The organism is Sneathiella sp. P13V-1 (assembly GCF_015143595.1).
Classification (GTDB): domain Bacteria; phylum Pseudomonadota; class Alphaproteobacteria; order Sneathiellales; family Sneathiellaceae; genus Sneathiella.
Genome location: NZ_WYEU01000005.1, coordinates 112,939 through 139,115, shown reverse-complemented (window position 1 = coordinate 139,115; position 26,177 = coordinate 112,939). Strand labels below are relative to the sequence as shown.

Sequence of the window (26,177 nt, the reverse complement as noted above, 5' to 3'; positions counted from 1 at the left end):
CATCTAGATTCGGTAGGCGTGAGGACGTGTGTCCATCTCGTCAAATGCTTATAGGTGTCAGTAGTGAACGGTCTTAGTCAACTATTACAGAGTCTCGGTGCTGTAAGGGTCGCGGTATTAGGAGGAGTTGCAGTCGGTTTGATTGCCCTCATAATGTTTATGGCGACCAAAATCGGCGACTCTGATTACGCACTTCTATTTGGCAATCTGGAACCAGAAGATTCCAGCGCCGTTGTCTCCAAGCTAGAAGCCCTCAACATTCCCTATCAGTTGAGTGCCGATGGTCGAAACATCAAAGTTCCTTCAAGCCAAGTCGCCCGCGCCCGCCTTGACGTTGCACAGGATGGATTGCCGAACGGTGGCTCAGTTGGGTATGAGATCTTTGACAACACTGACACTTTTGGAACAACTTCTTTTGTCCAAAACGTAAATCTGGTGCGTGCGTTGGAAGGCGAACTTGCCAGAACGATCCGGGCAATTGGAAATGTTGCTTCAGCTCGTGTTCATCTGGTTCTTCCCAAAAGACAAGTGTTTAGCCGGGAAAAAAGAGATGCCAGTGCTTCTATCATCGTGAAACTAAAAGGTCGCCTTCGCGAAGATCAAATTGCTGCTATCCAACATCTTGTAGCAGCTGCCGTCCCCACTCTGGATGTAAACAGAATTTCTATTGTTGACGACAAAGGTAATCTTCTTGCCAGAGGAGATGGCAAAGATAATCCCGGGAGCGGCTTTGGCAGCCAAACTGAGTTCCTTCGGGTCACCCACGAAAACAGACTGCGCGAACAAATTGAACTACTTCTTGAACGCTCCCTTGGCAAAGGGAATGTCCGTGTTCAAGTAAGTGCCCTCATGGATTTTGATCAGAAGACAGTTAAGTCTGAAACTTATGATCCGGATGGTCAGGTTGTGCGCTCAACGCAAACGATAGAAGAGTCTTCTTCAGCGAGTGACCAAACCGCTCCGGCCGAAGGGGTGACGGTTGCCAACAATCTTCCTGAAGCCGATGCCGCTGCAGGTGCTGGCAATGGCAGCCAGAGTGACGCCAACCGCGTCGAAGAGACTGTAAATTATGAGATTTCGAAAACTGTCACCACAGAAGTTCGTGAAGTTGGCAACATTCGTCGCCTCACCGTAGCTGTTCTAGTGAACGGAAAATCCGCAGTTGGCAACGATGGAAATGCAACCTATCAGCCTCTCAATGACGAAGAACTGGAACAGGTCTCCCGCCTTGTAAGATCTTCAATAGGTTTCAATGAGGAGCGTGGTGATGTGGTTGAAGTCGTCAACATGCCATTTGTAGAACTGGCCCCGGTTGACATAGATGGCGAAGCTGTTGATGAAACTATTTTTATGGGCTTGGATAAACAAGACTTATTCCGTATGGGTGAAATGGCCGTTCTAGCAGTCGTGGCAGTTCTCGCTCTGTTATTGGTTGTCCGCCCTCTTCTCACTCGGGCGTTGGCGACGGATAGTGCAGGAAATGCCCTCGCCATTCCTGGCGCCGCACCGGGTATCCCCGGCGGCATTCCCGGCCCAGACGGGACCGTAGCCTTGCCGGAGACCGCAGGAGTGGGAGGCATATCCGGTCCTGTTGACAGTGAAGGTAACCCAATCCAGTCAGAAACTCTTACCGAATTGGATGAGATGATTGATATCGCAAAAGTCGATGGTCAAGTTAAGACATCTGCCCTTAAGAAGGTCGGCGAAATTGTAGAAAAACACCCAGACGAGGCCGTCGCAATCTTGCGCAACTGGCTGTATCACGAAGCCTGAGTTACGGATTAGATTATGGCGATTACAGACGTAAAACAACTCTCCGGTTCGGACAAGGCTGCGATTATGATGCTGGCCTTGGGGGAAGAACATTCCGCCCCATTATGGAGCCGTCTTGACGAGGAAGAAATCAGAGATATCTCGCAAGCGATGTCTAACCTTGGCACAGTATCCTCGGAAGTAATGGAAGCTTTGTTCGTTGAATTTGCGGGCAGTATTTCTTCAACAGGCAACTTGATCGGGACATATGAGGCAACTGAGCGGCTCCTTTTGAAAGCCCTGCCGAGTGATAAAGTCGACGGCATTATGGAGGAAATTCGTGGTCCCGCTGGTCGCACTATGTGGGATAAACTGGCAAACGTGAACGAAGCCGTTCTCGCCAACTATCTGAAAAACGAATACCCGCAAACCGTCGCCGTGGTTATGAGCAAAATCAACCCAGACCATGCTGCAAAAGTTCTTAGCACCTTGCCGGAAGATTTCTCTTTGGAAGTTGTTAATCGCATGCTGCAAATGGAATCAGTGCAGAAGGAAGTCCTTGATAAGATCGAGGATACACTTCGCAGCGAGTTCATGAGCAACCTTGCAAAAACCAACAAGCGTGACAGCCATGAAATGATGGCTGAGATCTTTAATAACTTTGACCGCAATACTGAAGGGCGCTTCATCGCGGCCCTTGAAGAAAGAAACCGGGACAGCGCTGAGAAGATCAAGGCACTAATGTTCACCTTTGAAGATCTTCTCAAACTTGACCCTGCTGGTGTTCAAACGTTGTTGCGCAATGTTGATAAGGACCGTTTGGGTATTTGCATGAAAGGCGCCTCCGAAGCCGTCAGGGATCTTTTCTTCAGCAACATGTCTGAGCGTGCAGCGAAAATCCTCCGCGAAGATATGGAAGCCCTTGGCCCTGTCCGACTGAAAGATGTCGATGAAGCCCAAATGGAGATAGTGAACATCGCCAAAGATCTCGCGGATAAAGGTGAGATTATGCTGGCTGATGGCGGCGGTGATGATGAGTTGGTTTACTAGAGTGTTGTATAATGTCCAGTAATGCAAAATTCCTCTTCGATACTGAATTTGGCTCTGCCAATATTCCCAAGAAAGAGAAGCCCGAAGAAGTACAGGCTCCTCCTCTCCTCTATACTGAGGAAGACAGGCTGCGCTTCACTGAGGAAGCTATTCAGCAAGGGTATAAGGACGGTCAGCAGGCAGCCTTGTCGGGGATTGAAGCCTCCTCATCAGAGCTCTTGAATGCCATCGCCGGTCAACTTGGTGGCATTTCACAAACTCACATTGATGGTGTTGGCAATATTCGAAAGGAGGCGGCCAGCCTTGCGATCGCTATTGCCAAAAAGCTGGCCCCCGCCTTGATGGCCAGGCAGCCTGAGACAGAGGTACTGCAGATGATTGAGCAATGTCTGGTAGACCTCCATGACGAACCTCGGATCGTCATAAGGGCGAGCGCTCAAGTTTCCAGCACTTTGCAGGATAGAATTGATCAATTGCAGTCCATATCAGGCTTTCAAGGAAAAATCATATTGGTACCTGATGAAGCCTTGCTTGGCAGTGACTGCCGGATCGAATGGGCAGACGGTGGTGTCGAACGTAACATGGATAAAACTCTGGAACAGATGGAAACCATCGTTGAGCGTTTTATCCGCACTCAACAGGAAGCGGGATAATTTGAAGGGTTTACCCTTCATGAAGGAGCATAACAATGTCGGAAAATGAAGATCTCGAGCTGGATGAGCTAAACACGCCTCCATCAGATACTGGCAACGGCGCAGAAGACGAAAATCTCGATGACATGGATATGGCAGCAGCCATGGAAGCGGAAACAGATTCAGATGTCTCGCGAACAGCTGCTGACCTTGAAGCCGTGTTTGACATTCCTGTTCATGTTTCAGCTGTGCTTGGAAAATCTCGTATGCAGGTCAGCCAGCTATTGAAATTGGGACGTGGTGCGGTCGTGGAGCTTGATCGCAAGGTCGGCGAGGCCATCGATATCTACGTAAATAATCGCCTTGTTGCCCGTGGTGAAGTTGTTGTTGTTGAGGATCGGCTCGGCGTCACCATGACAGAAATCATTAAATCAGACCGTCGTTAAGGATCAGGTATAAATGAAGCCAGATTATGCAACCATAATTGGACTTTTTGGGGGGTTCACTGTCGTTACCGCTGCGGTGATCGCGGGGGGTTCCTATGTGGCCTTTTATAACCTTCCGTCCATTCTGATTGTGATCATAGGTACCTTTCTCGTCACAACTATGAGTTACTCGCTTGCCGAAATTTTGAGGTCACAGGGTTTAATCTTAAGAACGCTTTTCACCAAACGTGAAAATCCATTGGATACGGCCTATGATATGATGGAGCTTGCTGAAAAATGCCGCGGGAAAGGCGTTTTAAAACTTCAGGAATATGTAATTCGCCTGGAGGAAAGCAGCTTTCAACATAAAGCCCTACAACTGGTTGTAGATGGCCTTCCTGCAGATGAAGTAAACAAGATTCTGAGAAATGAGCTGTCTGCAATGACCGCGAGGCATTCTTCCAGTGCTGGCATCCTTCACCGCGCAGCAGAAGTTGCCCCGGCTATGGGCTTGATCGGAACTTTGGTGGGCCTTGTCCAGATGCTCAGTAATCTAAGCGATCCGTCAACCATTGGCCCTGCTATGGCGGTTGCCTTGCTGACGACCTTTTACGGTGCCGTTCTGGCGAACATGTTCTTCAGCCCACTGGCTTCAAAACTGGAACGTAATTCTGCTGAAGAAGCGTTGATCAACAGGATTTTTCTGGCAACTGCGACCTCGATTGGACGTCAGGAAAACCCTCGCCGTCTTGAAATGTTATTAAACACACTGCTGCCGCCGACAGAACGCGTGCAGTATTATAATTAAGTCTAGGAGCTAAGCAGATGCGTTTGCTTATCATTGGTTCACTTAACGGGCAAATCGGCGCCGCTAGCCAAATCGCCATGTCGCGTGGTGCAAAAGTTAGTCAGGTAAATGATATCGAAGCCGCCCTGGTTTCCTTGCGCTCCGGCAAGGGGGCTGACATGGCGATGATCGATGTCAACCTGCCAATTAACCAACTTGTGGAAAGCCTTGCAAATGAACGGATTAATCTTCCGATCATTGCCTGCGGTATCAACACAGATGCGACGGCGGCGGCGAATGCCATTCGGGCAGGCGCCAAGGAATTTCTCCCACTTCCTCCAGATCCGGAGCTGATTGCAGCCGTTTTGGAAGCCGTTGCGGAAGAAAGCTCCCAGCTGATTTTTAGCGATCCGGCCATGAAGGAAGTGGTTACCCTCGCAGATCAGATCGCGCCTTCCTCCGCATCTGTACTTATCAATGGGGAAACGGGTACTGGTAAAGAAGTAATGGCCAGCTACCTTCACCGTAAAAGCAACCGTTCAGATAAACCTTTTGTTTGTGTAAACTGCGCTGCAATTCCAGAAAACCTTCTGGAATCGGAGCTCTTTGGCCATGAGAAAGGTGCCTTTACTGGTGCCATTGCGCGCCGCATTGGTAAGTTTGAAGAAGCAAATGGCGGCACATTGCTGCTGGATGAGATCAGTGAAATGGACATTCAGCTTCAGGCCAAACTATTGCGCGCTATTCAGGAACGAGTAATCGATCGAGTGGGTGGAACAAAGCCAATTCCGGTTGATATCCGCATCATTGCGACATCAAACCGTGATCTTGCAGAAGCTGTTCGCGAAAAAACCTTCAGAGAAGATCTGTTATTCCGATTGAATGTGGTGACTTTGAAAATTCCACCTCTTCGGTCCCGGCCATCTGATATAATTACACTGACAGATCATTTCATTGGGAAGTATTCTGAAATGAATGCACTCCCATTGCGCAAAATAAGTGAAGCAGCACTTGAAAAGCTCAAACGCAATCGCTGGCAGGGCAACGTTCGCGAGTTGGAAAACACCATTCATCGTGCCGTTCTTTTAGCGTCCGGCGATGATATCGGCCCAGAAGCAATTTTGATGCCTGATGGAAGCGCCATACCAGAAACAGCAACAACAGCTGTTCAGACAGCGGCCACAGCGGCAATGCCGGGTTCAGCGGCTCCTCAATCAGCGCCTGAAGCATCTAGTGGTGGAATGGTAGGGCGTACTGTTGCGGATGTGGAAAAGGATCTTATCCTGAACACATTGGAACATTGCCTTGGCAATCGTACTCATGCCGCAAATATTCTTGGTATTTCCATTCGAACCCTTCGAAACAAGCTCAAGCAGTATTCCGGAGAAGGTGTACAGATCCCAACTGCGGGTTCAAACCAACGTCCTGCAATGTAAAACATGAAAGTGCAGTGAATGAGTGATAGTCAGGAACAAGGACAATCTTCCAGACCAAATCTGGATCTGAGCAATATTATCTCGATCGTGGGTCGCGGCGATATTGGTCTGGCCCTTGGTGTTGTCTGCATTCTGGTTGTTTTGATCCTCCCAATGCCGAGCTGGTTGCTTGATTTCAGCTTGGCGTTATCGATCACCTTTTCCGTGATCATCCTTATGACATGTTTGTTCATCTCCAAGCCCTTGGATTTTAGTTCATTTCCAACGGTTTTGCTCATTGCGACCATGTTGCGGTTATCCCTCAATCTGGCGTCAACACGCCTTATTCTGTCCGAAGGCCATACCGGTCCCTCGGCCGCGGGTAACGTAATTGAAGCCTTTGGCAACTTCGTGATGAGCGGCAATTTCGTTATCGGTATTATCGTTTTTGCCATTCTCGTCATTGTTAATTTTGTTGTAATCACCAAGGGTTCAGGCCGTATTGCTGAGGTTGCCGCCCGCTTCTCTCTGGATGCCATGCCCGGCAAACAAATGGCAATCGACGCGGATCTGTCCGCCGGTATGATTGATGAGGCTACCGCCCGCACGCGCCGTAAAGAACTTGAAGATGAAAGCAGTTTCTTTGGTTCCATGGATGGTGCCTCAAAATTTGTACGTGGTGACGCGATCGCGGGCCTGCTAATTACCTTCATTAACATCATCGGCGGTATCATTGTGGGGGTCGCCCAGAACGACCTAACCTTCGGGCAAGCGGCTGAAAGCTACACTATCCTGACCGTAGGAGACGGTCTTGTAAGCCAGATCCCTGCCCTGATTGTATCAGTGGCCGCTGGTATGCTTGTATCCCGTGGCGGTGTTACTGGCACAACTGACAAGGCACTTATTGGGCAGCTCGGAGGATACCCACGTGCGTTGGCAGTTAGCTCTTTCCTTCTCTTATCTTTGTCCGTTCTACCTGGTATTCCTATGATCCCGTTCCTGATCCTGGGAGGGGGCACCGGATACGCGGCCTACTACATGATGCGACAACGCGAACAGGAAGCTGTCGTTGCGCAACAACAGCTCATTGAAGAACAGAAGGAAGTTATCCCTGCTGAAGAGCCTATTTCAACGGCACTTGCCATTGATGATCTTCGTCTTGAGCTTGGGTATGGGCTCTTGTCTCTTATCAACGATACGGAAGGATACAGGCTAACTGATCAGATCAAGGCCCTCCGCCGTCAGATTGCTGGGGACATGGGTTTTGTCATGCCAAGCGTTCGTATTCTGGATAATATGCAGCTGCCGGCCAATAACTATTTTGTGCGAGTTAAAGAACTTGAGGCGGGATATGGTGATGTGCGCCCGAACCAGTTGCTTATTATGGATCCACAGGGATTGCCAATTGACCTGCCAGGTGAAGAGACGACGGAACCGACATTTGGCCTGCCAGCCGTCTGGGTAGACGAAGGTCAGCGGGAAGAAGCTTCCTTCCGCGGTTACACTGTCGTTGATCCGGCCACAGTCATTACAACGCATCTCACGGAAATCTTGAAGGATCATATGCCGGATCTGCTTTCCTATGCAGAAACACAAAAACTTCTGGATGAACTCCCGGCTGCTCATCAGAAACTTATTGCTGATCTAATCCCAACACAGATAACAGTGAGCGGCGTGCAACGTGTCCTGCAAAACCTGCTGACAGAACGCATCTCCATTCGTGACCTGCCGTCTATCCTGGAAGGCATTTCAGAAGCGACAGGCTACACCAAGAACATCAGTATGATCACCGAACATGTTCGTGCACGTCTCGCGCGGCAAATCTCTTCTGCCAATACTGCACCCGATGGATTCATTCCTCTAGTCACCCTCTCCCCGCAATGGGAACAGAATTTCGCGGAATCCATCATTGGACAAGGAGAAGAGAAGCAACTTTCTATGGCCCCTAGCCTTCTGCAAGAGTTTATTGCCTCCATCCGCAATAACTTCGACCAGTTGGCACAACAAGGGCACAATCCAGTTCTTCTGACCAGCCCGGCCATTCGCCCCTATGTTCGATCCATTGTGGAAAGGTTCAGACCTACAACAATAGTCATGTCCCAAAATGAAATTCATCCAAAAGCCAAACTTAAAACTCTGGCACAGGTCTAAGGACACCCTGAATGAGAATTAAGTCCTATACCGGGAAAAGCGTATCTGAAGCCATGGACAAGATCAGGAAAGATCTTGGAGAAGAAGCGATAATACTCGCCACCCAGAATTTGCCCTCCGGGGAAACTCAGGTGACGGCTGCTGTTGAAAAATCAGATCCTCCGGCACCGACCATTCCGCCCAAACCCACAAATGGATGGGCACAAAACTGGGACGATGACTGGAAAAAACCAATACCTCCTTCCACGCCAGTAAAAGTCAAACCAAGATCACCAAAACCGGATTTTGGTGGCATGGAAATCGTCAAAGGCAAAAAGAAAACGGACGCTTTGGATATCCCCGTCAAACCTGCTCCAATGGCTTCCAAATCCAAGAAAAAAACTCCAGAACCTCCGGTAAATGTAACACCGGAAGTGCATAGCCTCGTTCGCGCGATGGCGTATCATGGTGTACCAACTTTGCTCGCCGAACGGATATGCCGATCCGCAATTGCGGCTGAGACCGATGATATCGAGATGGCCCTTGCGGCAGCATTGGACCAACATTTTGATTTTGCTCCGCAGTTTAGTCGGAAGAATAAGCCCGTAATGCTGATCGGCCCACCAGGGGTTGGTAAAACCATGACCATCGCAAAAATGGCGGCAACCGCCATTTTGCGAGGCCGCGTTGTCCACGTTATCACGACGGATAAAAGTCGGGCGGGTGCAGTAGAACAACTGAAATCCTTTACGGATATTCTGAAACTGAAACTTTGGGTCGTTGATAACGCCGAAGAACTTAAAAACACCCTCGCCTTGCCAGATCTCTCTGATGGTGCCCATGTGCTCATCGATACGGGCGGAATCAGTTGTTATGATGATGAAGAGCTGTCTTCCTTGGCCGAACTGGTCATTTCTGCGAACGCGGAAGCTGTCGTTGTTCTTGCTGCGGGTACAGACAGCGCGGAAATGAGTGATACCGCCATAAAGTTTGCCTCAATCGGAGCACATAAACTGATCGTTACCAGACTGGACACAACGAGACGGTATGGGGGCGTTTTAACGGCTGCAGATAATGCTGGACTTAAATTTTCATACGCCAGTGTGTCTTCATCTGTAGCTAAGGGATTGCATGTGATCAATCCGGTAAATCTTGCGCGCTTAATTTTGCGCGACCCTAACGACCAAGAAGTTAGCAGCGAATTTGATAAGGCGGAAAAATGAGCGATACTGAAAGCCCACTTACAAACCGGCCAACCGCCCATCCTGCAACACCGGGCACAGGCAAAAACCTGATCACCGTCGCATCGGGCAAAGGTGGTGTCGGCAAAACTGTTTTGTCAGTCAGCCTTGCCCATGCACTGGCCAATTCGGGCAAGAAAGTCCTATTGTTTGATGGAGATGTAGGACTTGCCAATGTGGATATCCAACTTGGACTAATGCCTGATTTCGATCTAGCAACCGTTGTCTCCGGGCAGAGAAAACTTAAAGATGTTGCCTTCAGATATGAAGAAGGCGGGTTTGATATTATAGCAGGACGATCCGGATCAGGATCCCTTGGCACCTTAGACAGTGACCATTTGCGGGCAGTGCATGAGGAACTTATCCAACTCGGCGCCGAGTATGATTTCATCATTCTGGATCTGGGTGCTGGCATTGACGCGGCTGTGCAAACTCTTGCATCCGCCCGTGGTCCAAAGCTGGTGGTGACGAATGGCGAGCCTACATCGCTCACCGATGCATACGCTTTCATCAAGGTGACCAGTCAGCAACAGAAAAACGCTGATACCAGAATTCTGGTTAATATGGTAAAATCCAGGTCAGATGGTAAAAAGGTTTATGAAAAACTACTGGCGGCCTGCCAGAATTTCCTGAAGCTGGATCCACCGCTTGCTGGAATTATTCCGCAAGATGATCGGATATCTGCTGCGATTAGGTCTCAATCCCCTCTTCTCAGCCGATACCCAACAAGCCCGGCAGCAGCAGAAATTGAAGCGTTGGCGCGTTATATTATCGAAGGGTCCGGATAATCCGGCAATGAATTATGAGCGGCATCAGATCCACATCAGGAACGCCCCCAACACCGCCAGTTGATGCTGGCGGGGGCACTGGTGCCGGTCAACGCTATGTCTCTCCAGTCAACGCAACAAATCCAACCGGACAACAGGGCTCCCCGCAAACGCAGCAATCACAGGGCGGCAGCGTTTCTCAAGGGGCGCTATTAGCCGCAGTCGTTACCGCCCGCGCCTCGTCCGGAGATACTATGCTCCATACTGAAATGGGCAATTTCCGCATGTCTTCCACAAACCCAATTCCTGTGGGAAGTCATGTCGTTCTGGAGGTTGAAAGCGTAACCGATATGGTTACAGCCCGCGTTACAGCAATAAATGGAGAGAAACTGGCCTCCCCACCAACGGTAACGCTTCTGCCTGTTGTCAACAAACCAACAACGGCTTCAGTTTCCTACGGCGGACAGTATCAGGTTCCAGATAAACTGACACTTGATACCGAACTACAGCGCATCGCAACGGCACTTGAGAGTAAAGGACAACAAACAACCAGATCGCAGAATGTAAAAACAGCGATGTCAACACCTACGATCGAGACGACAGTCATCCCGTCGCAAGGAAACCCAAAAAGTGCAACACCTACGCCTTCTAACCAAACCCTTTTTGCAGCTTCTCTGGTTTCGAGCAACGTAAGTGCCTCTCCGCGTCAAACGAGCAGTTCGGGTGCTGCGGCTTATTCACACACACTCAATCCGGGCGGCAAAGACACAGCCCCCCAGCCACCTGTGAACAAGACAACTATCACCCAAGTGAATGTAGAAGCGACAACATCGAAGGAGGCCGTCAGACTAACCATTGACAGTCCGCCGCTCCGTCAAACCTCCGCACTATTCCAGACGACCGGACCTCTAGAGCGAGGCAGCCAAATCTCCGCCATCTACAACACATCTGCAAATGTGCAAGCTGATGGCGACGAAGGAGGGGCAAACCGGCTAACCGGAACCGTAATAGGAACAACAGCACCCAAAACTGCTCAATCCAGATCAAGTCAGGTATTTGTGCAATCACCAGAGCTTGGCACTTTCCGTTTTACCACATTCAATCCACCTGCCGTTGGCGCCTCCGTTTCTTTTACTGTTCAAGAAGAACTGACAGGTTTCCCCCTACCTCCTACGATGGGGGCCGTCAGTATTTTCAAAACACCTCATCTTCCCATCATGAGTCAGTGGGAGAACTTACGCGAAGCCTTAAACACGCTTGCAGCGCAAAACCCTTCTCTCACCCAGAACTTCTTTATGAATAATATTCCCCGAATGGGAGCGCATTTGGGAGCGAGTTTGCTGTTCTTTATTTCTGCGGTAAATGGCGGAAATCTATCCAAGTGGATGGGACAGGATCTGCAACTTATCTTGGAGAGCTCGGGGAAAGGGGATTTACTTCGAACCCTGAATGATGAATTTGCAACCCTCACCAGGTTAGCTAGTGAGCCTGGCGGTCAAGATTGGCGCGCCCTTGTTTTCCCGTTTTTTGACGGGGAGAAGTTACATCAGCTTCGCACCTACTACCGGCGCCATAAACGTGAAGGCAGTGACGGTGAAGAGGAAACACGTTTTATTATTGAACTGGATCTCACAAAAACCGGTCCCCTTCAAATGGACGGATTATTTAGATCTCAGAGATTTGATTTGGTGTTAAGGACAACGAAGGCATTGCCAGATCAAATTCGTGCAGATATCGGCTCGCTTTTCACCGAGAACCTCGAAATCACAGGCGTCTCAGGAAGTCTTACGTTTAAAGAAGTCGGACGTTTTCCTATTCATCCAACAGAGGAGTGGGAGAGCAACCCTCCAGCAGTATTCTAAAGAGCTATTTGTTTTTGCGCCGAAACATTTCGATAGAGAAAGCGTCAATTTCATCTTGCTGTCTCTTAGCTTCTGCTTCTTTTAATTTACGAATCCTGGTTTCTTCCGAGATTTCAAATTTCTTGAGTTCCTGAAAGAGCTCAGCCAAAACAGCTTGCGCCTCATCGAGTTTTTCTTGCAGTTCCGCAATTGTTGAGTTCAGGTTTTCTTTTCTCAGCCGCGCCGCTTTCGCATAATCAGCGAACAAAATACCCGCATCCGTATCTGTTGCAGCTAACGCTTTCTCCCTTTCAAACTCCTCCTCAAGAGCATCCAACTGCCCCAGATAGTTCGAGTGCATTTCTTCCAGATCACCGACAACACGCCGCTGCTCATCAAGTTTCCACTTTTGCATCCTGATAACATTTGCGAGGCTTCTCATACGCGTTACTCCTTAACCTCACGCCAAAGGCTGTTGAGGTCTCTCCCCCTCTGTCAATGGCTGCTCTTGAACGGCAGCATTTACATTCAAGATCTGCCCAAGGATCGCATAGCATTCTTCAAGGCTGGTATTTTCTTCCTTCATCTGGGATAAAAACTGCTCTAACAAAGGATAATAGTGAACTGCCGCATCTACATTTTGATCTGAACCCGCCTTATAAGCCCCAAGTCGGATCAGTTCCGCCATATCTTCATAGGTCGACAAGAGTTGCCGCGCGATCATTATAAGTTCGTTTTCTTCAGCAGCATTACAGCCCGGCATGGTTCTGGATACGGATTTGAGAACATTAATCGCCGGATACCGCCCACGCTCAGCGATTTGACGCTCCATAACAATATGCCCGTCCAGAATACCCCTTACCGCATCGGCTACAGGTTCATTATGGTCATCCCCTTCAACGAGAACTGTAAACAATCCCGTGATAGTTCCTGTACCCGGCCCGGGACCTGCGCGTTCCAATAGTTTGGGAAGTTCACTGAAAACTGTTGGTGTATACCCTTTACTGGTAGGTGGTTCACCGCCTGACAACCCGACGTCACGTTGAGCCATCGCAAAGCGGGTCACACTATCCATCAGACAGAGCACATCTTTGTCCTGATCTCTGAAGAATTCCGACAATGCCATGGTCAAGTATGCCGCTTGCCTGCGCATAAGTGCAGGCTCGTCGGAAGTGGCAACCACAACAACACTTCGCGCAAGTCCTTCAGGACCAAGGTCATCTTCCAGAAACTCCTGAACCTCACGGCCCCGTTCACCGATGAGACCAATGACGTTCACATCAGCAGCTGTATTTCGCGCCAACATAGACAACAGAACAGACTTACCAACACCGGAGCCTGCGAAAATACCCATACGCTGACCTTTACAACAGGTCACGAACGTATTGAGCGCCCTTACGCCCAAGTCAATTTTACCGCCAACCCTTTGGCGTGAATGCGCAGGTGGGGCCAAATTCCGAAGGGCAACTCCAACGCTCCCTTTTTTAAGGGGCGGACCACCATCAACAGGCTCACCCATAGCATTGACAACACGCCCAAGCCAACTGCTGTCCGGATAAATAACCGGATCCTGTTCAGTGATAAGCGCTTTGCATCCCATACCAACACCATCAAGCGTTCCAAATGGCATGGCAAGGGCGCGATCGTTGCGAAAACCAACAACTTCACAGGGGACAACCTTATCCCCACGAGCCAATAGATTTACTCTACTGCCAATGCTCAGTTGACGCTGAATACCGCCTATTTCCACCAACAAACCCTGAATACCGGCTACACGACCATAGTACTGCTGGGAATTAACTCTGCCGATTTCTGATATCACGCTTAACAAAGGACGCTCCGGACAATCCGTTACCGGATATAGTTTACAGATTATTGCTAGCTCTATTTTGCCTTAGAATTTTTAATGTTTGGTAAAGGGAAACGCTACTGATGGAAACAAATAAATTAACTTTTTATGCTTTCTGTTAACCTTTTGTTAGGCTAAAATATTAACAATGCTGTCTTACAGGAGGTCCACTCATATGCGGGTATTATTGATCGAAGACGACAGCTCTATGGCACGTGGCATTGAATTAATGCTGAATGCTGAAGGGTTTAATGTTTATTCCACTGACCTTGGTGAAGAAGGTGTGGATTTAGGTAAACTGTACGATTACGATATCATCATCCTGGATCTTGGTTTGCCAGACATGTCTGGCTACGACGTACTTAAAAAGCTACGGACGGCCAAGGTTTCTACTCCGATCCTGATCCTTTCAGGAATGTCGGAACCCGATGACAAAGTCAAAGGACTTGGTTTCGGTGCTGATGATTATTTGACAAAACCTTTTAATAAGGACGAATTGATTGCACGAATTCACGCAATTGTTCGCCGTTCCAAAGGTCATGCTCAGTCCACCATTACAACCGGCAAGCTGACAGTGAATCTGGATAGCAAATCTGTTGAGGTAAACGGACAGCGCCTGCACCTGACAGGTAAAGAATACGGTATGTTGGAACTATTGAGCCTGCGCAAGGGAACGACCCTAACAAAGGAAATGTTCCTCAACCATCTCTATGGCGGGATGGATGAGCCAGAATTGAAAATTATTGACGTATTTGTCTGTAAGCTGCGCAAGAAGCTGGCGTCTGCGACAAATGGAGACAATTACATCGAAACAGTCTGGGGCCGCGGCTATGTACTGCGTGATCCTGAAGAACGGGCCCAGGCAAAAGCAAGTTAGTATCTCAAAAGTAAAAATCTTAATCTCAACCTAAAAAAGCCTGGCAGGAAACTGTCAGGCTTTTTTTTATTGAAGATTTTTAGAGAGGTGTCAGCTTGCAGCTAACACTCCATTTTCTGCGGGAGTATAAACCCCCTTCAACCCAGACACAGGTCGCAATCCGTCACAAATTCCAAGTACTGTTTCAGCACCGCCCAGGAACAAGGCTCCATCATTTGCAAGAATATTTTGCATCTGGTTCAATACCTTGGACTTAGTCTCGTTATCAAAATAAATCAGCACATTACGGCAGAAGACAACGTCGAAATGACCTACACGAGCCAAATTGTCCAGCAAGTTTAACTTCTCAAACTTAACCATTGCGCGAATCGAGCTATCTATTTGCCACATTTCACCCATTTGCTGGAAATACTTGATCAACAGCTGTATTGGCAGACCACGCTGCACTTCGAACTGGGAATACAAACCTGCCTTTGCCTTCTCCAACACTTCATTGGAGATATCGGTTGCCAATATTTCTACACGCCAGCCAGACAGTTTGGCAGCTTCTTCTTTTAGAAGCATGGCAAGCGAATATGGTTCCTGTCCTGTTGAACAGGCAGCATTCCAGATTCGAAGGGTTTTCTTGCCTGTACGTGCTTGCAACAGGTGAGGCAGAATGTTTTCTTTAAAAATATCAAAAGGCTTGTTATCACGGAAGAAAAACGTCTCGTTAGTCGTCATCGCTTCCGTAATATCTTCCTTTAGCTTTTCATCATTTGTACGTCTCAGCTCGCCCACCAAATCTTCAAGCGTGTTGAGACCCCGACGACGTGCTAAAGGTACAAGACGACTTTCTAGCAGATAGATTTTATCCTCTGTCAAAATTAAGCCTGATCTCTCCTTGACCAGTGAACTTAACATCTGGAAGTCCTGAGTGTTCATACGGGCCTCCCCGTCATCGCTTTACTAATGGCAGTCGGAATTTCTTCGAGCGGCAAAACAGACGTCGAAAGTCCGGATGTTGCGACAGCTCCAGGCATCCCCCACACGACACTGCTTGCTTCATCCTGAGCAATGACAGGTGCGCCGGATTGAGCCATCACCTCACTACCTTGTTTTCCATCATGGCCCATTCCCGTCAAAATGACGGTAACAACTCGCCCACCATATGCAGAGTTGAGGCTCCTTAACATCGGATCCACAGCAGGACGACAGAAATTCTCCGGCGGATCCTGATTTAGTTTAATTCTTACATTCTCCCCCTCTTTGACAACTGTCATGTGCCAATCTCCCGGGGCTAGGTAAATCTGTTTGTCCCGAACAATCTCCCCATCTTCCGCTTCCTTACAAGTAACACCTGCTATCTTTGCAATATGTTCAGCAAGAATGGACGTAAAAGTCGCCGGCATATGTTGAGTAATAAAAATTGGTTTGGTTATCGTGCCCTTAAGCTTTTCGAACAGTTTGAAAAGGGCTTGCGGTCCGCCTGTTGACGATCCAATTGCAAGAGCCTCCGGCATCAGAGAGAGTGTGCTTTTACGCAGGATAATTTCTCCGTTTTTGTACAAGCCGCTAGCTGAAGGTTTAGCGCGATCTGCTGTATTGGGCTTAACTTCCGTATTTCTATCGGGAGCCGCCGCACCGCTCTTGGCCCGTCGACGTGCACCAAGCGCACGAACCTTTTCAACCAAATCTCTTTGAAAGGCTTCCTTATCACCCGCAACACGAGTACTCTCTGGTTTTGGGATATAGTCCGCTGCGCCCATGGCAAGCGCTTTCATACTGATATCCGCATTTCTAACTGTTAGTGTAGAAGCCATAATTACTTTCACATCTGGATCCTGTTGGATCAGCTTAGGCAAAGCTGTCATGCCATCCATCTCAGGCATTTCAATATCCAAAATCACAACATCCGGTTTTACTTTTGCGAAATCCCTTACTGCGATTGCTCCATTACTGACCGAAGCGACAACTTCGATATCACTTTCTTCCTTTAGCCATCTCGCCAAAAAACCTCTGATCACAGCGGAATCATCAACAAGCATTACCCTGTAAGGATTAGACATTCTATTTACAATTTCCTTGACTTCCGGATAGCCCAGTTGGATCACTAGAGCACTCCTACCTGAGAGAATTTTGCTTCAATGATCGCCCGATCAAAAGGTTTCATAATATATTCGTTTGCACCTGCAGAGATTGCTTCTCGAATATGTGCCATATCATTTTCCGTGGTACAGAAAACAACAACCGGTTCGTTCCCGCCCTCCGAAAGCCGAAGCTGTTTAAGGAAATCCAAGCCGTTCATGACAGGCATGTTCCAATCCAGAAGAATTACATCTGGCATTCCCTTTAAACACACATCCATGGCACCTTGGCCATCTTCTGCTTCCAAGATGTCGAAGTTCAGATCCTCAAGGATGCGCCTGGCAACCATACGGACAACTTTAGAATCATCAACTATGAGACATGAAGCCATTCTATCTCTCTACTTCTCTATTAATTATGCTGCTTGCGCTGCTCCACCGGCAAAATCAAGCAGTCGGTCGATCTGCAAAATCACCAGCAATTTGTTTTCAGTACGATAGATACCAGATGACACCTCTCGCCAACGGCTATCCAAAGTAGCGGGATTGGATTCCATATTTTCTGTTTTAAGGCTCAACACCTCTCCAACAGCGTCAATCAGAAGGCTGTATGGTTCTCCATGATGTTCCACGACAACGCTCATTTGTTCCTTGCCCCCATCAGCGGCACTCAAACCCAAGCGTTTGCGCACATCAATACAAGTCACGATACGGCCACGCAAATTGAGTGCTCCAGCCACTTCTGGTGGGGCCAGCGGGATATTTGTCAGTTTGATTGTTCCCAAAACATCATGCACTTGAAGTACCGGGATACCAAACATTTGCCCGCCAATTGTGACTGTGACGTATTCTTGCAACTCACTCATACTCATTTTGCTCCTCCACCAATACGCAGTGTTTGTGAAAGCGTATTCATCAGGGCGTCGCGATCAAATTTAGCGACGTAGTCAGAGAAACCGACTTGACGGCCTCTATCAAAGTCCTGCTGCGTTGTGTGTGAAGACAAAGCAATAATAGGTGTATCCGCCCAACGCTCATCCTTCAACACTTCTTCGGCAAACTGGAAACCATCCATATCAGGCATTTCAATGTCACTAACGATGATATCGAATTGCTCGCCACGTTCTCTCAGGTCAAGTGCCTGAGTTGGATTTTCGGCAGTCCTGACTTCATATCCAGCAACCGATAGCAGCGGCACCAGCATATTTCGGAAGAACGGACTGTCGTCTACTAACAGGACCCGTTGGGACGATTTGTCCGACCCGTAAGCGACATTATCGCTAGCGCCAAACCAGTCACCGAAGCATTTCTGCAGGAAATACCCCACATCAATAATATCTGTGGCTTTTCCGCGGATAACGGCGCTACCAATCATACCTTCGATATTGGAAGCCATTTCCACGTTGAGGTGATCTTCGACAATATCCACAATTTCATCGACAACCAGACCCATTGTCCGTTCATTGTCAGTGAACACCAGAATTGGCTGACGTCCTTCTGTCGCAACGGAGCATCCATCATTCATTGTGACCAGCGGCATGATTTTGCCGCGATACTGAACAACTAGTTGACCATTTGTATTTTCGATAGTTTCCACGTCAATTTCTTCAAGACGCGCAACCAACGACAATGGAACAGCCTTCGGTTCCTGACCACCAGCACGGCAAATAAGCATCGCCTCTTTGTTGCTTTCCGAGTTTTCGCGGCGCATCTCTTCTTCATGGCTGTGATCACTCACGATATTTTCACCAGACTGAGAGGCAATACCGTTCGGATCCAAAATCATGATCACACTACCATCACCCAGAATTGTATTGCCTGAGAAGATGGAAAGGTGACGTAGAATAGGAGCAACTGGCTTAACAACAATCTCTTCAGTGTCGAAGACACGGTCAACGACGATACCGAATGTGTAGGCACCTACCTGAGTGACAATAATAAATTCTTCGCTGCCTTTAACTTCGCTCTTCTCTGCGACTTCATCCGCAGACGTTTCAAGACGGAGAATTTCGTTAAGATGTACCAGTGGTAACAAGCGATCACGAAGTCTCAAGACAGGTGAGTCGTTGATCATCTCAATAGTGTTTTCGCTGGAACCATCAGTGGATGCGCGAACCAGTTCAACAACACTGATCTGAGGAACAGCAAAGCGTTCACCGCCACACTCAACGATCAGCGCAGAAACAATTGCCAATGTCAGCGGGATCTTGATGGTGAAAGTAGACCCTTTACCCTGTTCGGATTTAAGTTCGATCGTACCACCAATTTTCTCGATGTTGGATTTCACCACGTCCATGCCAACACCACGGCCGGATACGTTTGTGACTTTTTCTGCCGTGGAGAAGCCCGCACGCATAATAAAGTTATGGATCTGCTGAGTTGACATGTTTTCAAGTTCAGCTTCTGAGGCAAGGCCATTTTCAAGAACCTTCGCCTTAATCTTTTCCTCATTCAGGCCGCGACCATCGTCTGTGATGGTGATGATAATATGCCCGCCTTCATGATACGCATCCAGAACAACCCGGCCTGTATCGCGCTTACCTGCTGCAAGACGTTCTTCAGGACCTTCAAGGCCGTGATCAGCAGAGTTACGCACCATATGAGTGAGCGGATCCTTGATCATTTCAAGTACTTGGCGATCAAGTTCAGTTTCCGCACCGTGCATGACAAGGTCAATTTTCTTGCCTAGTTCGTGGCTAAGATCGCGAATAATACGAGGCAATTTTGACCAGGCGTTGCCGATTGGCTGCATACGTGTTTTCATCAAGCCTTCCTGCAACTCAGTAGTTACATGGCTCAGGCGCTGAAGTGGAACAGTAAACTCGTTGTCATCCATACCACGAACCATCTGCAACAGCTGGTTACGTGTCAAAACCAATTCACTGACCATTGTCATCAGGTTTTCAAGCAATTCGACATTCACACGAATGCTTTGGTTTGCAAGATTTGATTCTTTTTGCGCACCTTCTCCCGCTTTGCTATTTGCTTTAGGGGTTGCTGCTTTTTTCTCAACAACTGTTGGCGCTGCAGGAGCTTCAGGCTCAACCGGTTCCGCCACTAGAGCAGGGGCATCGTCATCAGGACCTGGAGCTGCCATGAATGCAGCCTCAAGTTCTTCTAGAGAAACTTCACCTGGCCTTAATTCTTCTTGCTGAGCCGGCGCCTCCTCAACAATATCATCTGGACCGGGTGCGGCTGCAAAAGCGGCTTCAAGCTCTGCTTCGGAAACTTCACCTGGCATCTCATCCTTAAGTTCCACCACATTGGAAACTTCAGGCTCAGGTGTTGGCACAGGTGCCGCAACAGTTGACGCTGTTCCATAAGCGACATCATTGAGTCGCTTAATCAGGTCCGCGTCATCTCCTTCTGGTTCTTCTTCGGTTTGTTCCAGCGCTTCCAGAAGATCCTTAATAACATCCATAGCCTCAAGAATAATAGTCACGACATCCGGTGTTACCTGAAGTTCACCATCCCGAATTTTGCCAAGAACATTTTCTCCCGCATGCGCAACTGCTTCAAGACGCGGAAGTCCCAGAAAACCACACGTCCCTTTAATTGTGTGCACAAGCCTGAAGATATTATCAATCTGAGTACCGTCATCGGGATTTTGCTCAAGCGCAACCAATGCGGCATCAACAATGCCAATATTTTCATTCGTTTCGGTCAAAAATTCGCTTAACAGATCATCCATGTTGTTGCTCTCTCCCCGCGCCAATGCAGGATCACATGTAAAAAAACTTTAGCCAGAGACTATGGCAAAGAATGCGATAAAGAGGTTAACAAGCAGTTACGGTTAACAAGCCAAAAACAGAAAATGCGATTTTTCTAAAATTTTAGACAAATTGAATGGGCGCGGAGCGGCAGTTCATCTAGGGGGGAAGGCTCCCACAACGGAGAAGATGAGCTCTTTCCGCTGTGGAAATAAGAAGGGTTTATGAGGAGCTTGCCGTTAAGACAACGGTTTCCTCTTCCAGTGAATCTACTGAAACCTTAAAGCCATTATTCTGAGCGATCGCCATCATATAGTGTGCGGCTACATTTTGTGCAGTGAGATCTTCTTCGTTGTAGCCATCAATGAGAGTTTTAGTGATTTCTTCACGCAAACCGGCACGGCGTCCTTTCCCAGTAAACGTAAAGTTCCATTCACTCCCATTAATTCCACCACTGACCTCTATATTGCCGCCACGTGGCAAGGCACCAACCGCGATAGAAGCGAGATTGCATAGCACTTTTACCGCGTCTTTAGACAGGTTCTCGGCACCCCCAACTTCATCTGGCCAGTCCATCTGAACCTTGCCGTGTTTAATATAGCCCTTCGTCAAATTGCGGGCATCTCTTAACGAAACCTCTGGGCCCATACCACCTGCAAGTCCATATGCCAGTCTATAAAACTGCAGCCTTGCAGCAGCTTCGCCTGCACTTTGACTAACAAGTTCTATTGCCTGTTCGCGCATATTGGCGCTGCTTTCATCCTGCAGCAGTTCGATACCATTGTTAACAGCACCAACTGGTCCAATAATATCATGGCACAATTTGGAGCTCATTAAAGCTGCCAGTTTCAGATCAATCATGATGTCCCTAAATTCCGTTTTGTCTCATCCCCTAAGGAACAGACTTTGTTCCCTTGGCGTTAGTTTGCTACACTCTACCCTAAAGAATCAACAAGGTGCTAGTTTCATGATCTCCTTTTTTTCTCCGGGCCAATATGTTCGCCATCCCAAACAACCAGAATGGGGGTTGGGTCAAGTTCAATCCTGCATTGCCGATCGGGTAACTGTGAATTTTGAACATGCCGGAAAACAGCTGATTATTTCCGGGGCAGTAGTTCTGGAAACAGTAACTGACAAAGAACTGCGGGAACTGCGGGCACAAAAACTGGAAGCAAGAAAAGGCTGATGAGCAAAGCACAAACGTTTGACAAAACACCGGTCCCGCCCGGTAGATCAAAAAAAAAGAGAAAAAGCCGGTATCAGGCGAGAGGGCGGCAGGCCACAAAGGCGGATCTTGACGCAATAGAAAAGATCCTGCCCCCGGCCCCCTATCAGCGTGATCTTTTACTTGAATATCTTCATTTGCTTCAGGATCAGTACAACCAACTGTCAAAACCTCACCTGACAGCACTTTCTGAAATCACAGGGTTTTCACTGGCGGAAATTCACGAAGTCGCCAGCTTTTACCACAATTTCGAAATCACCGAAGAGCTTGACCCATCTTTAAACGCTCCCATCAAAGTTTGCGAAAGTCTCAGTTGCGCATTGGCGGGGGCTGGCGAACTTTATCAAGACCTTCAGTCACAGATACCCGGAAGTCGCGTTAAGAAAGCCGCCTGTATGGGACGATGTCAATCGGCACCGGTTGTCAGAAAGGGCGATACTTATCTTGAAAAAGCAACAACGGAAAAAGTTCTGGACCAAGAAACAGATGTAAAATCAGAGAATTCAATTCTGACGCTGGATGACTATCTGGGTCAACAAGGCTTTTCGACACTAAACCAACTTCGGTCGAACACTGTCTCGTCACAAGATCTTATCGAGACACTGAAAGTGAGTGGACATCGCGGTTTAGGCGGGGCTGGCTTTCCCCATGCTGTGAAAATTAATTCTGTGCTTTCTAAAGAAGGCCCACGCTACCTCGCGGTGAATGCAGATGAAAGTGAACCAGGGACTTTCAAAGACCGCCACTTCATGAATAGTAATCCCTTTCAGTTTCTGGAAGGAATGCTGATAGCCGCGGAATTAGTTGATGCAGATGCAATCTACATCTTTCTTCGCGACGAATATGCGGATACGCGACAGATTTTGGAAAAGTCGCTTAAGGAACTGGCAGACAAATCCATACTTGGAAATTGCCCAGTGCATCTTCGCCGTGGTGCAGGGTCTTATATTTGCGGTGAGGAAAGCGCCATGCTTGAGAGCCTTGAAGGCAAGCGTGCCCTTCCCCGTCAAAAACCCCCTTTTCCAGCGCATGTTGGATTATTTGGCAAACCAACCCTCATCAACAATGTAGAAACCCTTTATTGGCTCCCTGAGATCATTCGTAAAGGGGCTGATTGGTATACCCAGGATGGGCGCCACGGGCACAAAGGGATACGCACCTTTTCTTTGTCGGGCCATGTCAAAAAGCCGGGGGTCTACACTGCACCCGCTGGCATCACTGCAGAAGAGTTGATCAATGAATATGGCGGCGGCATGAAGGACGGGCATACTTTCAAGGCCTACCTTCCAGGCGGGGCTTCTGGCGGAATACTGCCAGCCTCTATGGCGAATATTCCGCTCGACTTTGGAACGCTGGAAAAGCATGGATGTTTTATCGGCTCCGCCGCGGTCATTGTTCTCTCAGATCAAGACAATATGAAAATGGTGGCCCGCAATTTGATGGATTTCTTCGAAGACGAAAGTTGCGGTCAGTGTACCCCTTGCCGCGTTGGCACACAAAAAGCAAGCCAGCTTATGCAGGAACAAGATTGGGACCTTCCTCTTCTTGAAGAATTAAGTGAGGTGATGCAGCAGGCCTCCATCTGTGGCCTTGGACAGGCTGCTCCAAATGGTCTGCTTTGCCTTATGAAGTATTTTCCGGAGGATCTGGCATGACCGAGGAAATCACCTTTACCTTAGACGGCGAGCAAATAAAAACTTCGACCGATAAGTCGCTTTGGGAAATCGCCAAGGAGGCTGGAACAGATATCCCGCACTTGTGTTACACCGATCGCAAAGGATATCGCGCTGACGGCAACTGCCGCGCCTGTATGGTGGAAATTGAAGGAGAACGTGTTCTTGCCCCTAGCTGTATGCGCAAACCCACCGAAGGAATGGTTGTTCATACACAATCCGAGAAAGCCTCAAAAGCTCGGCGCATGGTCGTTGAACTTCTGGTTGCCGATCAGTCTAACGAAAAAGAACCACGTTTTAAAAACAGCCATTTCACCAGTACAGCCAATAACCTGGGGGTCTCAGAAAGCCGGTTTCCCAAGACCAATTGCAAGTTGGAAAAGGATGATAGTCATCCTGCGATGACCGTAGACCTGAACGCCTGCATCCAGTGTGATCTGTGTGTACGCGCGTGCCGCGAAGTTCAGGTGAACGATGTGATTGGCATGTCAGGTCGGGGGGCACATTCAGAGATTACCTTTGATCTAAACGATCCCATGGAGACAAGCACTTGCGTTGCATGTGGTGAATGTGTTCAGGCGTGTCCCACGGGGGCGCTCCTTGAAAAAACAATGATCGAGGCACCCGCATTTGACCGTCAGGTAAAAAGCGTCTGTCCATTTTGCGGAGTTGGCTGCCAGCTGACCTATAATGTCAGTGGAGAAAAAATTGTATCTGTTGACGGGCGCGATGGCCCTGCCAATGAAGAACGCCTTTGCGTGAAAGGGAGGTTCGGGTTTGATTATATCCACAACCCGGATCGGCTCACGGTCCCTCTCATCCGCAAAGATGGCGTTTCAAAAACTGATGTCGAGACTCTGGATCCTAAAAACCCGCTTACCCATTTTCGTGAAGCCACCTGGGAAGAAGCACTGGAAAAAGCGGCTTCAAGTTTCAATCGTATAAAAGCAGAAAAGGGAAGTTCTGCGTTGGCCGGGTTTGGATCAGCCAAAGGGTCGAACGAGGAAGCCTATCTTTTCCAGAAGCTGGTGCGCACGGGCTTCGGCACCAATAATGTGGATCACTGCACGCGCCTTTGCCATGCTTCTTCTGTTGCGGCACTATTGGAAACTGTGGGCTCCGGTGCCGTGTCTGCACCTTTTAACGAAGCCAAAAACGCGGATGTCATTATCATCATTGGCGCCAACCCAGCCGTAAACCATCCGGTTGCCGCTACATTCTTTAAAAATGCAGCGAAATCTGGCACGAAACTGATCGTCATCGACCCGAGGCTGCAAGATTTGTCACGCCATGCCACCCATCACCTTCAAGAAAAGCCGGGATCAGATGTGGCACTTCTCAATTCTATGATGCATGTGATCGTGGAGGAAGAGCTTGTTGATCAGCAATATGTTGCGGAAAACACAACGAACTTTGAAGAGCTGAAACTGCATTTGTCTGGCTTCTCCCCGGAGGAGATGGAAAAGGTCACGGGTGTTCCTTCAGATGAAGTGAAAGACGCCGCCCGGTTATTTGCTAATGCCAAAGCCGGAATGATCTTCTGGGGAATGGGGATCAGCCAGCATGTTCATGGCACAGATAATTCGCGCTGCCTGATATCTCTTGCCCTTCTTACAGGGAATGTGGGGCGACCTGGTACAGGGTTGCATCCCTTGCGCGGACAAAATAACGTCCAAGGGGCATCTGACGTTGCCCTGATCCCAATGTTCCTGCCAGATTATCAACCTGTCACCGACCCAACCGTCCGCGCGCATTTTGAAGATTTCTGGGGCGCGGAACTTGATCCAAATGCTGGCCTGACTGTGGTGGAGATCACTCACGCCATTCATGAGGGGAACATAACGGGCATGTATATCATGGGTGAAAACCCGGCTATGTCTGATCCTAATGTATCCCATGCGCGGGCAGCGCTTGCCAAACTTGATCATCTGGTCGTGCAGGACATTTTCCTGACCGAAACCGCAGCCTATGCGGATGTAATCTTACCAGCATCGGCGTGGCCGGAAAAAGACGGCACCGTTACCAATACCAACAGGCAAGTTCAGATGGGACGCACAGCTGTTTCGCCGCCAGGCGAAGCTAAGCAGGACTTGATGATTATCCAGGAAATTGCCAATCGCATGGGATTAGGTTGGACTTATTCTCATGCCAAAGATGTGTTCGCCGAAATGACTGAGGTGATGAACAGCATCAAAGGGATCAGTTGGGATCGGCTTGAACGCGATGATGCTGTTACTTACCCATGCCCGTCCCCAGATGATCCCGGTCAACCCATCATATTCACCGAAGGTTTTCCAACGGAGAGCGGCAAAGGATTATTTGTCCCGGCGGAACTTATCTCGCCTGATGAAGTTCCCGATAAAGAGTTTCCGATCATCCTGACCACGGGGCGATTGTTGGAACACTGGCATACAGGGTCGATGACACGCCGCGCAGATGTGTTGGATGCGGTGGAGCCAGAACCCACGGTTCAAATGGCCCCTGCAATGCTGGAAGAAATGGGAATAGAGAACGGCGATTACGTCAGAGTCTCTTCTCGCCGCGGCGAAATTAAGATTAAAGCCCGAAGTGACAATGCCGTTCAAAAAGGCATGGTCTTTATTCCCTTCTGCTTTGCTGAAGCAGCGGCCAATCTTTTGACCAATGATGCACTTGATCCATTTGGCAAAATCGCTGAAGTAAAATATTGTGCAGTGAAAGTGAGAGTTCCTGAACCCATATAGAATTCAGGATAAGT

At 48.6% G+C, this 26,177-nt stretch carries 22 protein-coding genes; 14 read left to right on the top strand and 8 right to left on the bottom strand.

The genetic code is table 11. The features are described 5' to 3' along the window. Window positions 1-63: 63 nt before the first annotated feature. Genes fliF through GUA87_RS17080 form a run of 10 tightly spaced genes read left to right on the top strand, consistent with a single transcriptional unit; the run spans window position 64 to window position 12,061 of the window. A complete protein-coding gene (gene fliF, locus GUA87_RS17125; RefSeq protein ID WP_193717842.1) occupies window positions 64-1,773 on the top strand; it encodes a flagellar basal-body MS-ring/collar protein FliF in 1,710 nt (569 codons plus the stop codon). A gap of 15 nt (window positions 1,774-1,788) precedes the next feature. Beyond that, complete coding sequence (gene fliG / locus GUA87_RS17120) at window positions 1,789-2,802, top strand: flagellar motor switch protein FliG (RefSeq protein WP_193717841.1); 1,014 nt, start codon at window positions 1,789-1,791, stop codon at window positions 2,800-2,802. Window positions 2,803-2,813: 11 nt separating this feature from the next. Beyond that, window positions 2,814-3,455 carry a FliH/SctL family protein gene (locus GUA87_RS17115; RefSeq protein ID WP_193717840.1) on the top strand — a complete coding sequence of 214 codons (642 nt, stop codon included), beginning with the start codon at window positions 2,814-2,816 and terminating at the stop codon, window positions 3,453-3,455. A 35-nt stretch (window positions 3,456-3,490) separates the two neighbouring features. Beyond that, window positions 3,491-3,880 (top strand): flagellar motor switch protein FliN, encoded by a 390-nt coding sequence (fliN, locus tag GUA87_RS17110; protein ID WP_193717839.1) that lies wholly within the window; start codon window positions 3,491-3,493, stop codon window positions 3,878-3,880. Window positions 3,881-3,893: 13 nt separating this feature from the next. Next, complete coding sequence (locus tag GUA87_RS17105) at window positions 3,894-4,667, top strand: motility protein A (RefSeq protein ID WP_193717838.1); 774 nt, start codon at window positions 3,894-3,896, stop codon at window positions 4,665-4,667. Between the two features lie 17 nt (window positions 4,668-4,684). Beyond that, window positions 4,685-6,082, top strand: a complete 1,398-nt coding sequence (locus GUA87_RS17100; protein ID WP_193717837.1) for a sigma-54 interaction domain-containing protein — start codon at window positions 4,685-4,687, stop codon at window positions 6,080-6,082. Between the two features lie 18 nt (window positions 6,083-6,100). Beyond that, entirely contained in the window at window positions 6,101-8,212 is a 2,112-nt protein-coding gene (gene flhA, locus GUA87_RS17095) for a flagellar biosynthesis protein FlhA (RefSeq protein WP_193717836.1), read from the top strand. A gap of 11 nt (window positions 8,213-8,223) precedes the next feature. Then, the gene (locus GUA87_RS17090; RefSeq protein ID WP_193717835.1) at window positions 8,224-9,414 is read left to right on the top strand and encodes a hypothetical protein; all 1,191 of its coding nucleotides are present in this window, start codon (window positions 8,224-8,226) and stop codon (window positions 9,412-9,414) included. Next, a complete protein-coding gene (locus GUA87_RS17085) occupies window positions 9,411-10,220 on the top strand; it encodes a MinD/ParA family protein (protein WP_193717834.1) in 810 nt (269 codons plus the stop codon). Before GUA87_RS17090 ends, GUA87_RS17085 begins: the two co-directional genes overlap by 4 nt. A gap of 14 nt (window positions 10,221-10,234) precedes the next feature. Next, window positions 10,235-12,061 (top strand): hypothetical protein, encoded by a 1,827-nt coding sequence (locus tag GUA87_RS17080; protein ID WP_193717833.1) that lies wholly within the window; start codon window positions 10,235-10,237, stop codon window positions 12,059-12,061. Between the two features lie 4 nt (window positions 12,062-12,065). Here GUA87_RS17080 and GUA87_RS17075 read toward each other — a convergent pair whose 3' ends face one another. Both GUA87_RS17075 and fliI read right to left on the bottom strand, forming a co-directional pair. Then, entirely contained in the window at window positions 12,066-12,482 is a 417-nt protein-coding gene (locus GUA87_RS17075; RefSeq protein WP_193717832.1) for a hypothetical protein, read from the bottom strand. Between the two features lie 18 nt (window positions 12,483-12,500). Then, window positions 12,501-13,862 carry a flagellar protein export ATPase FliI gene (fliI, locus tag GUA87_RS17070; RefSeq protein ID WP_321575928.1) on the bottom strand — a complete coding sequence of 454 codons (1,362 nt, stop codon included), beginning with the start codon at window positions 13,860-13,862 and terminating at the stop codon, window positions 12,501-12,503. Window positions 13,863-14,064: 202 nt separating this feature from the next. On the opposite strand from fliI, the gene ctrA reads away from it, so the two are divergent. After that, window positions 14,065-14,766 (top strand): response regulator transcription factor CtrA, encoded by a 702-nt coding sequence (ctrA, locus tag GUA87_RS17065; RefSeq protein WP_193717830.1) that lies wholly within the window; start codon window positions 14,065-14,067, stop codon window positions 14,764-14,766. Window positions 14,767-14,856: 90 nt separating this feature from the next. Here ctrA and GUA87_RS17060 read toward each other — a convergent pair whose 3' ends face one another. The 6 genes from GUA87_RS17060 to GUA87_RS17035 all read right to left on the bottom strand — a co-directional run bounded on the left by GUA87_RS17060 (window position 14,857) and on the right by GUA87_RS17035 (window position 21,403). Further along, window positions 14,857-15,690, bottom strand: coding sequence for a CheR family methyltransferase (locus GUA87_RS17060; protein WP_193717829.1), 834 nt, complete (start codon window positions 15,688-15,690; stop codon window positions 14,857-14,859). Beyond that, window positions 15,687-16,814 carry a protein-glutamate methylesterase/protein-glutamine glutaminase gene (locus GUA87_RS17055; RefSeq protein WP_227712119.1) on the bottom strand — a complete coding sequence of 376 codons (1,128 nt, stop codon included), beginning with the start codon at window positions 16,812-16,814 and terminating at the stop codon, window positions 15,687-15,689. Before GUA87_RS17055 ends, GUA87_RS17060 begins: the two co-directional genes overlap by 4 nt. A 44-nt stretch (window positions 16,815-16,858) precedes the next feature. Then, window positions 16,859-17,224, bottom strand: a complete 366-nt coding sequence (locus GUA87_RS17050; protein WP_193717828.1) for a response regulator — start codon at window positions 17,222-17,224, stop codon at window positions 16,859-16,861. A gap of 24 nt (window positions 17,225-17,248) precedes the next feature. After that, a complete protein-coding gene (locus GUA87_RS17045) occupies window positions 17,249-17,698 on the bottom strand; it encodes a chemotaxis protein CheW (RefSeq protein ID WP_227712118.1) in 450 nt (149 codons plus the stop codon). Between the two features lie 2 nt (window positions 17,699-17,700). Next, window positions 17,701-20,523 (bottom strand): chemotaxis protein CheW, encoded by a 2,823-nt coding sequence (locus tag GUA87_RS17040; protein WP_193717826.1) that lies wholly within the window; start codon window positions 20,521-20,523, stop codon window positions 17,701-17,703. 241 nt (window positions 20,524-20,764) lie between these two features. After that, window positions 20,765-21,403, bottom strand: coding sequence for a histidine phosphotransferase family protein (locus GUA87_RS17035; protein ID WP_193717825.1), 639 nt, complete (start codon window positions 21,401-21,403; stop codon window positions 20,765-20,767). Between the two features lie 106 nt (window positions 21,404-21,509). Here GUA87_RS17035 and GUA87_RS17030 point away from each other — a divergent pair, with 106 nt between their 5' ends. The 3 genes from GUA87_RS17030 to fdhF are packed head-to-tail and all read left to right on the top strand — an operon-like array spanning window position 21,510 to window position 26,163. Further along, window positions 21,510-21,728, top strand: a complete 219-nt coding sequence (locus GUA87_RS17030) for a DUF3553 domain-containing protein (protein WP_193717824.1) — start codon at window positions 21,510-21,512, stop codon at window positions 21,726-21,728. Next, on the top strand, window positions 21,728-23,422 hold the full coding sequence (locus GUA87_RS17025) for an NADH-ubiquinone oxidoreductase-F iron-sulfur binding region domain-containing protein (protein WP_193717823.1): 1,695 nt from the start codon (window positions 21,728-21,730) through the stop codon (window positions 23,420-23,422). The genes GUA87_RS17030 and GUA87_RS17025 overlap by 1 nt, the downstream gene beginning before the upstream one ends. Further along, a complete protein-coding gene (gene fdhF, locus GUA87_RS17020) occupies window positions 23,419-26,163 on the top strand; it encodes a formate dehydrogenase subunit alpha (protein ID WP_193717822.1) in 2,745 nt (914 codons plus the stop codon). The genes GUA87_RS17025 and fdhF overlap by 4 nt, the downstream gene beginning before the upstream one ends. The last annotated feature ends 14 nt before the right edge of the window (window positions 26,164-26,177 follow it).

What these genes read in the sequence shown, in the direction of transcription:
- fliG (WP_193717841.1), top strand. Translation starts at nt 1,789, where the DNA reads ATGGCGATTACAGACGTAAAACAACTCTCCGGTTCGGACAAGGCTGCG.
- GUA87_RS17115 (WP_193717840.1), top strand. Translation starts at nt 2,814, where the DNA reads ATGTCCAGTAATGCAAAATTCCTCTTCGATACTGAATTTGGCTCTGCC.
- fliN (WP_193717839.1), top strand. Translation starts at nt 3,491, where the DNA reads ATGTCGGAAAATGAAGATCTCGAGCTGGATGAGCTAAACACGCCTCCA.
- GUA87_RS17105 (WP_193717838.1), top strand. Translation starts at nt 3,894, where the DNA reads ATGAAGCCAGATTATGCAACCATAATTGGACTTTTTGGGGGGTTCACT.
- GUA87_RS17100 (WP_193717837.1), top strand. Translation starts at nt 4,685, where the DNA reads ATGCGTTTGCTTATCATTGGTTCACTTAACGGGCAAATCGGCGCCGCT.
- flhA (WP_193717836.1), top strand. Translation starts at nt 6,101, where the DNA reads ATGAGTGATAGTCAGGAACAAGGACAATCTTCCAGACCAAATCTGGAT.
- GUA87_RS17090 (WP_193717835.1), top strand. Translation starts at nt 8,224, where the DNA reads ATGAGAATTAAGTCCTATACCGGGAAAAGCGTATCTGAAGCCATGGAC.
- GUA87_RS17085 (WP_193717834.1), top strand. Translation starts at nt 9,411, where the DNA reads ATGAGCGATACTGAAAGCCCACTTACAAACCGGCCAACCGCCCATCCT.
- GUA87_RS17080 (WP_193717833.1), top strand. Translation starts at nt 10,235, where the DNA reads ATGAGCGGCATCAGATCCACATCAGGAACGCCCCCAACACCGCCAGTT.
- GUA87_RS17075 (WP_193717832.1), bottom strand. Translation starts at nt 12,482, where the DNA reads ATGAGAAGCCTCGCAAATGTTATCAGGATGCAAAAGTGGAAACTTGAT.
- ctrA (WP_193717830.1), top strand. Translation starts at nt 14,065, where the DNA reads ATGCGGGTATTATTGATCGAAGACGACAGCTCTATGGCACGTGGCATT.
- GUA87_RS17060 (WP_193717829.1), bottom strand. Translation starts at nt 15,690, where the DNA reads ATGAACACTCAGGACTTCCAGATGTTAAGTTCACTGGTCAAGGAGAGA.
- GUA87_RS17055 (WP_227712119.1), bottom strand. Translation starts at nt 16,814, where the DNA reads ATGTCTAATCCTTACAGGGTAATGCTTGTTGATGATTCCGCTGTGATC.
- GUA87_RS17050 (WP_193717828.1), bottom strand. Translation starts at nt 17,224, where the DNA reads ATGGCTTCATGTCTCATAGTTGATGATTCTAAAGTTGTCCGTATGGTT.
- GUA87_RS17045 (WP_227712118.1), bottom strand. Translation starts at nt 17,698, where the DNA reads ATGAGTGAGTTGCAAGAATACGTCACAGTCACAATTGGCGGGCAAATG.
- GUA87_RS17040 (WP_193717826.1), bottom strand. Translation starts at nt 20,523, where the DNA reads ATGGATGATCTGTTAAGCGAATTTTTGACCGAAACGAATGAAAATATT.
- GUA87_RS17035 (WP_193717825.1), bottom strand. Translation starts at nt 21,403, where the DNA reads ATGATTGATCTGAAACTGGCAGCTTTAATGAGCTCCAAATTGTGCCAT.
- GUA87_RS17030 (WP_193717824.1), top strand. Translation starts at nt 21,510, where the DNA reads ATGATCTCCTTTTTTTCTCCGGGCCAATATGTTCGCCATCCCAAACAA.
- GUA87_RS17025 (WP_193717823.1), top strand. Translation starts at nt 21,728, where the DNA reads ATGAGCAAAGCACAAACGTTTGACAAAACACCGGTCCCGCCCGGTAGA.
- fdhF (WP_193717822.1), top strand. Translation starts at nt 23,419, where the DNA reads ATGACCGAGGAAATCACCTTTACCTTAGACGGCGAGCAAATAAAAACT.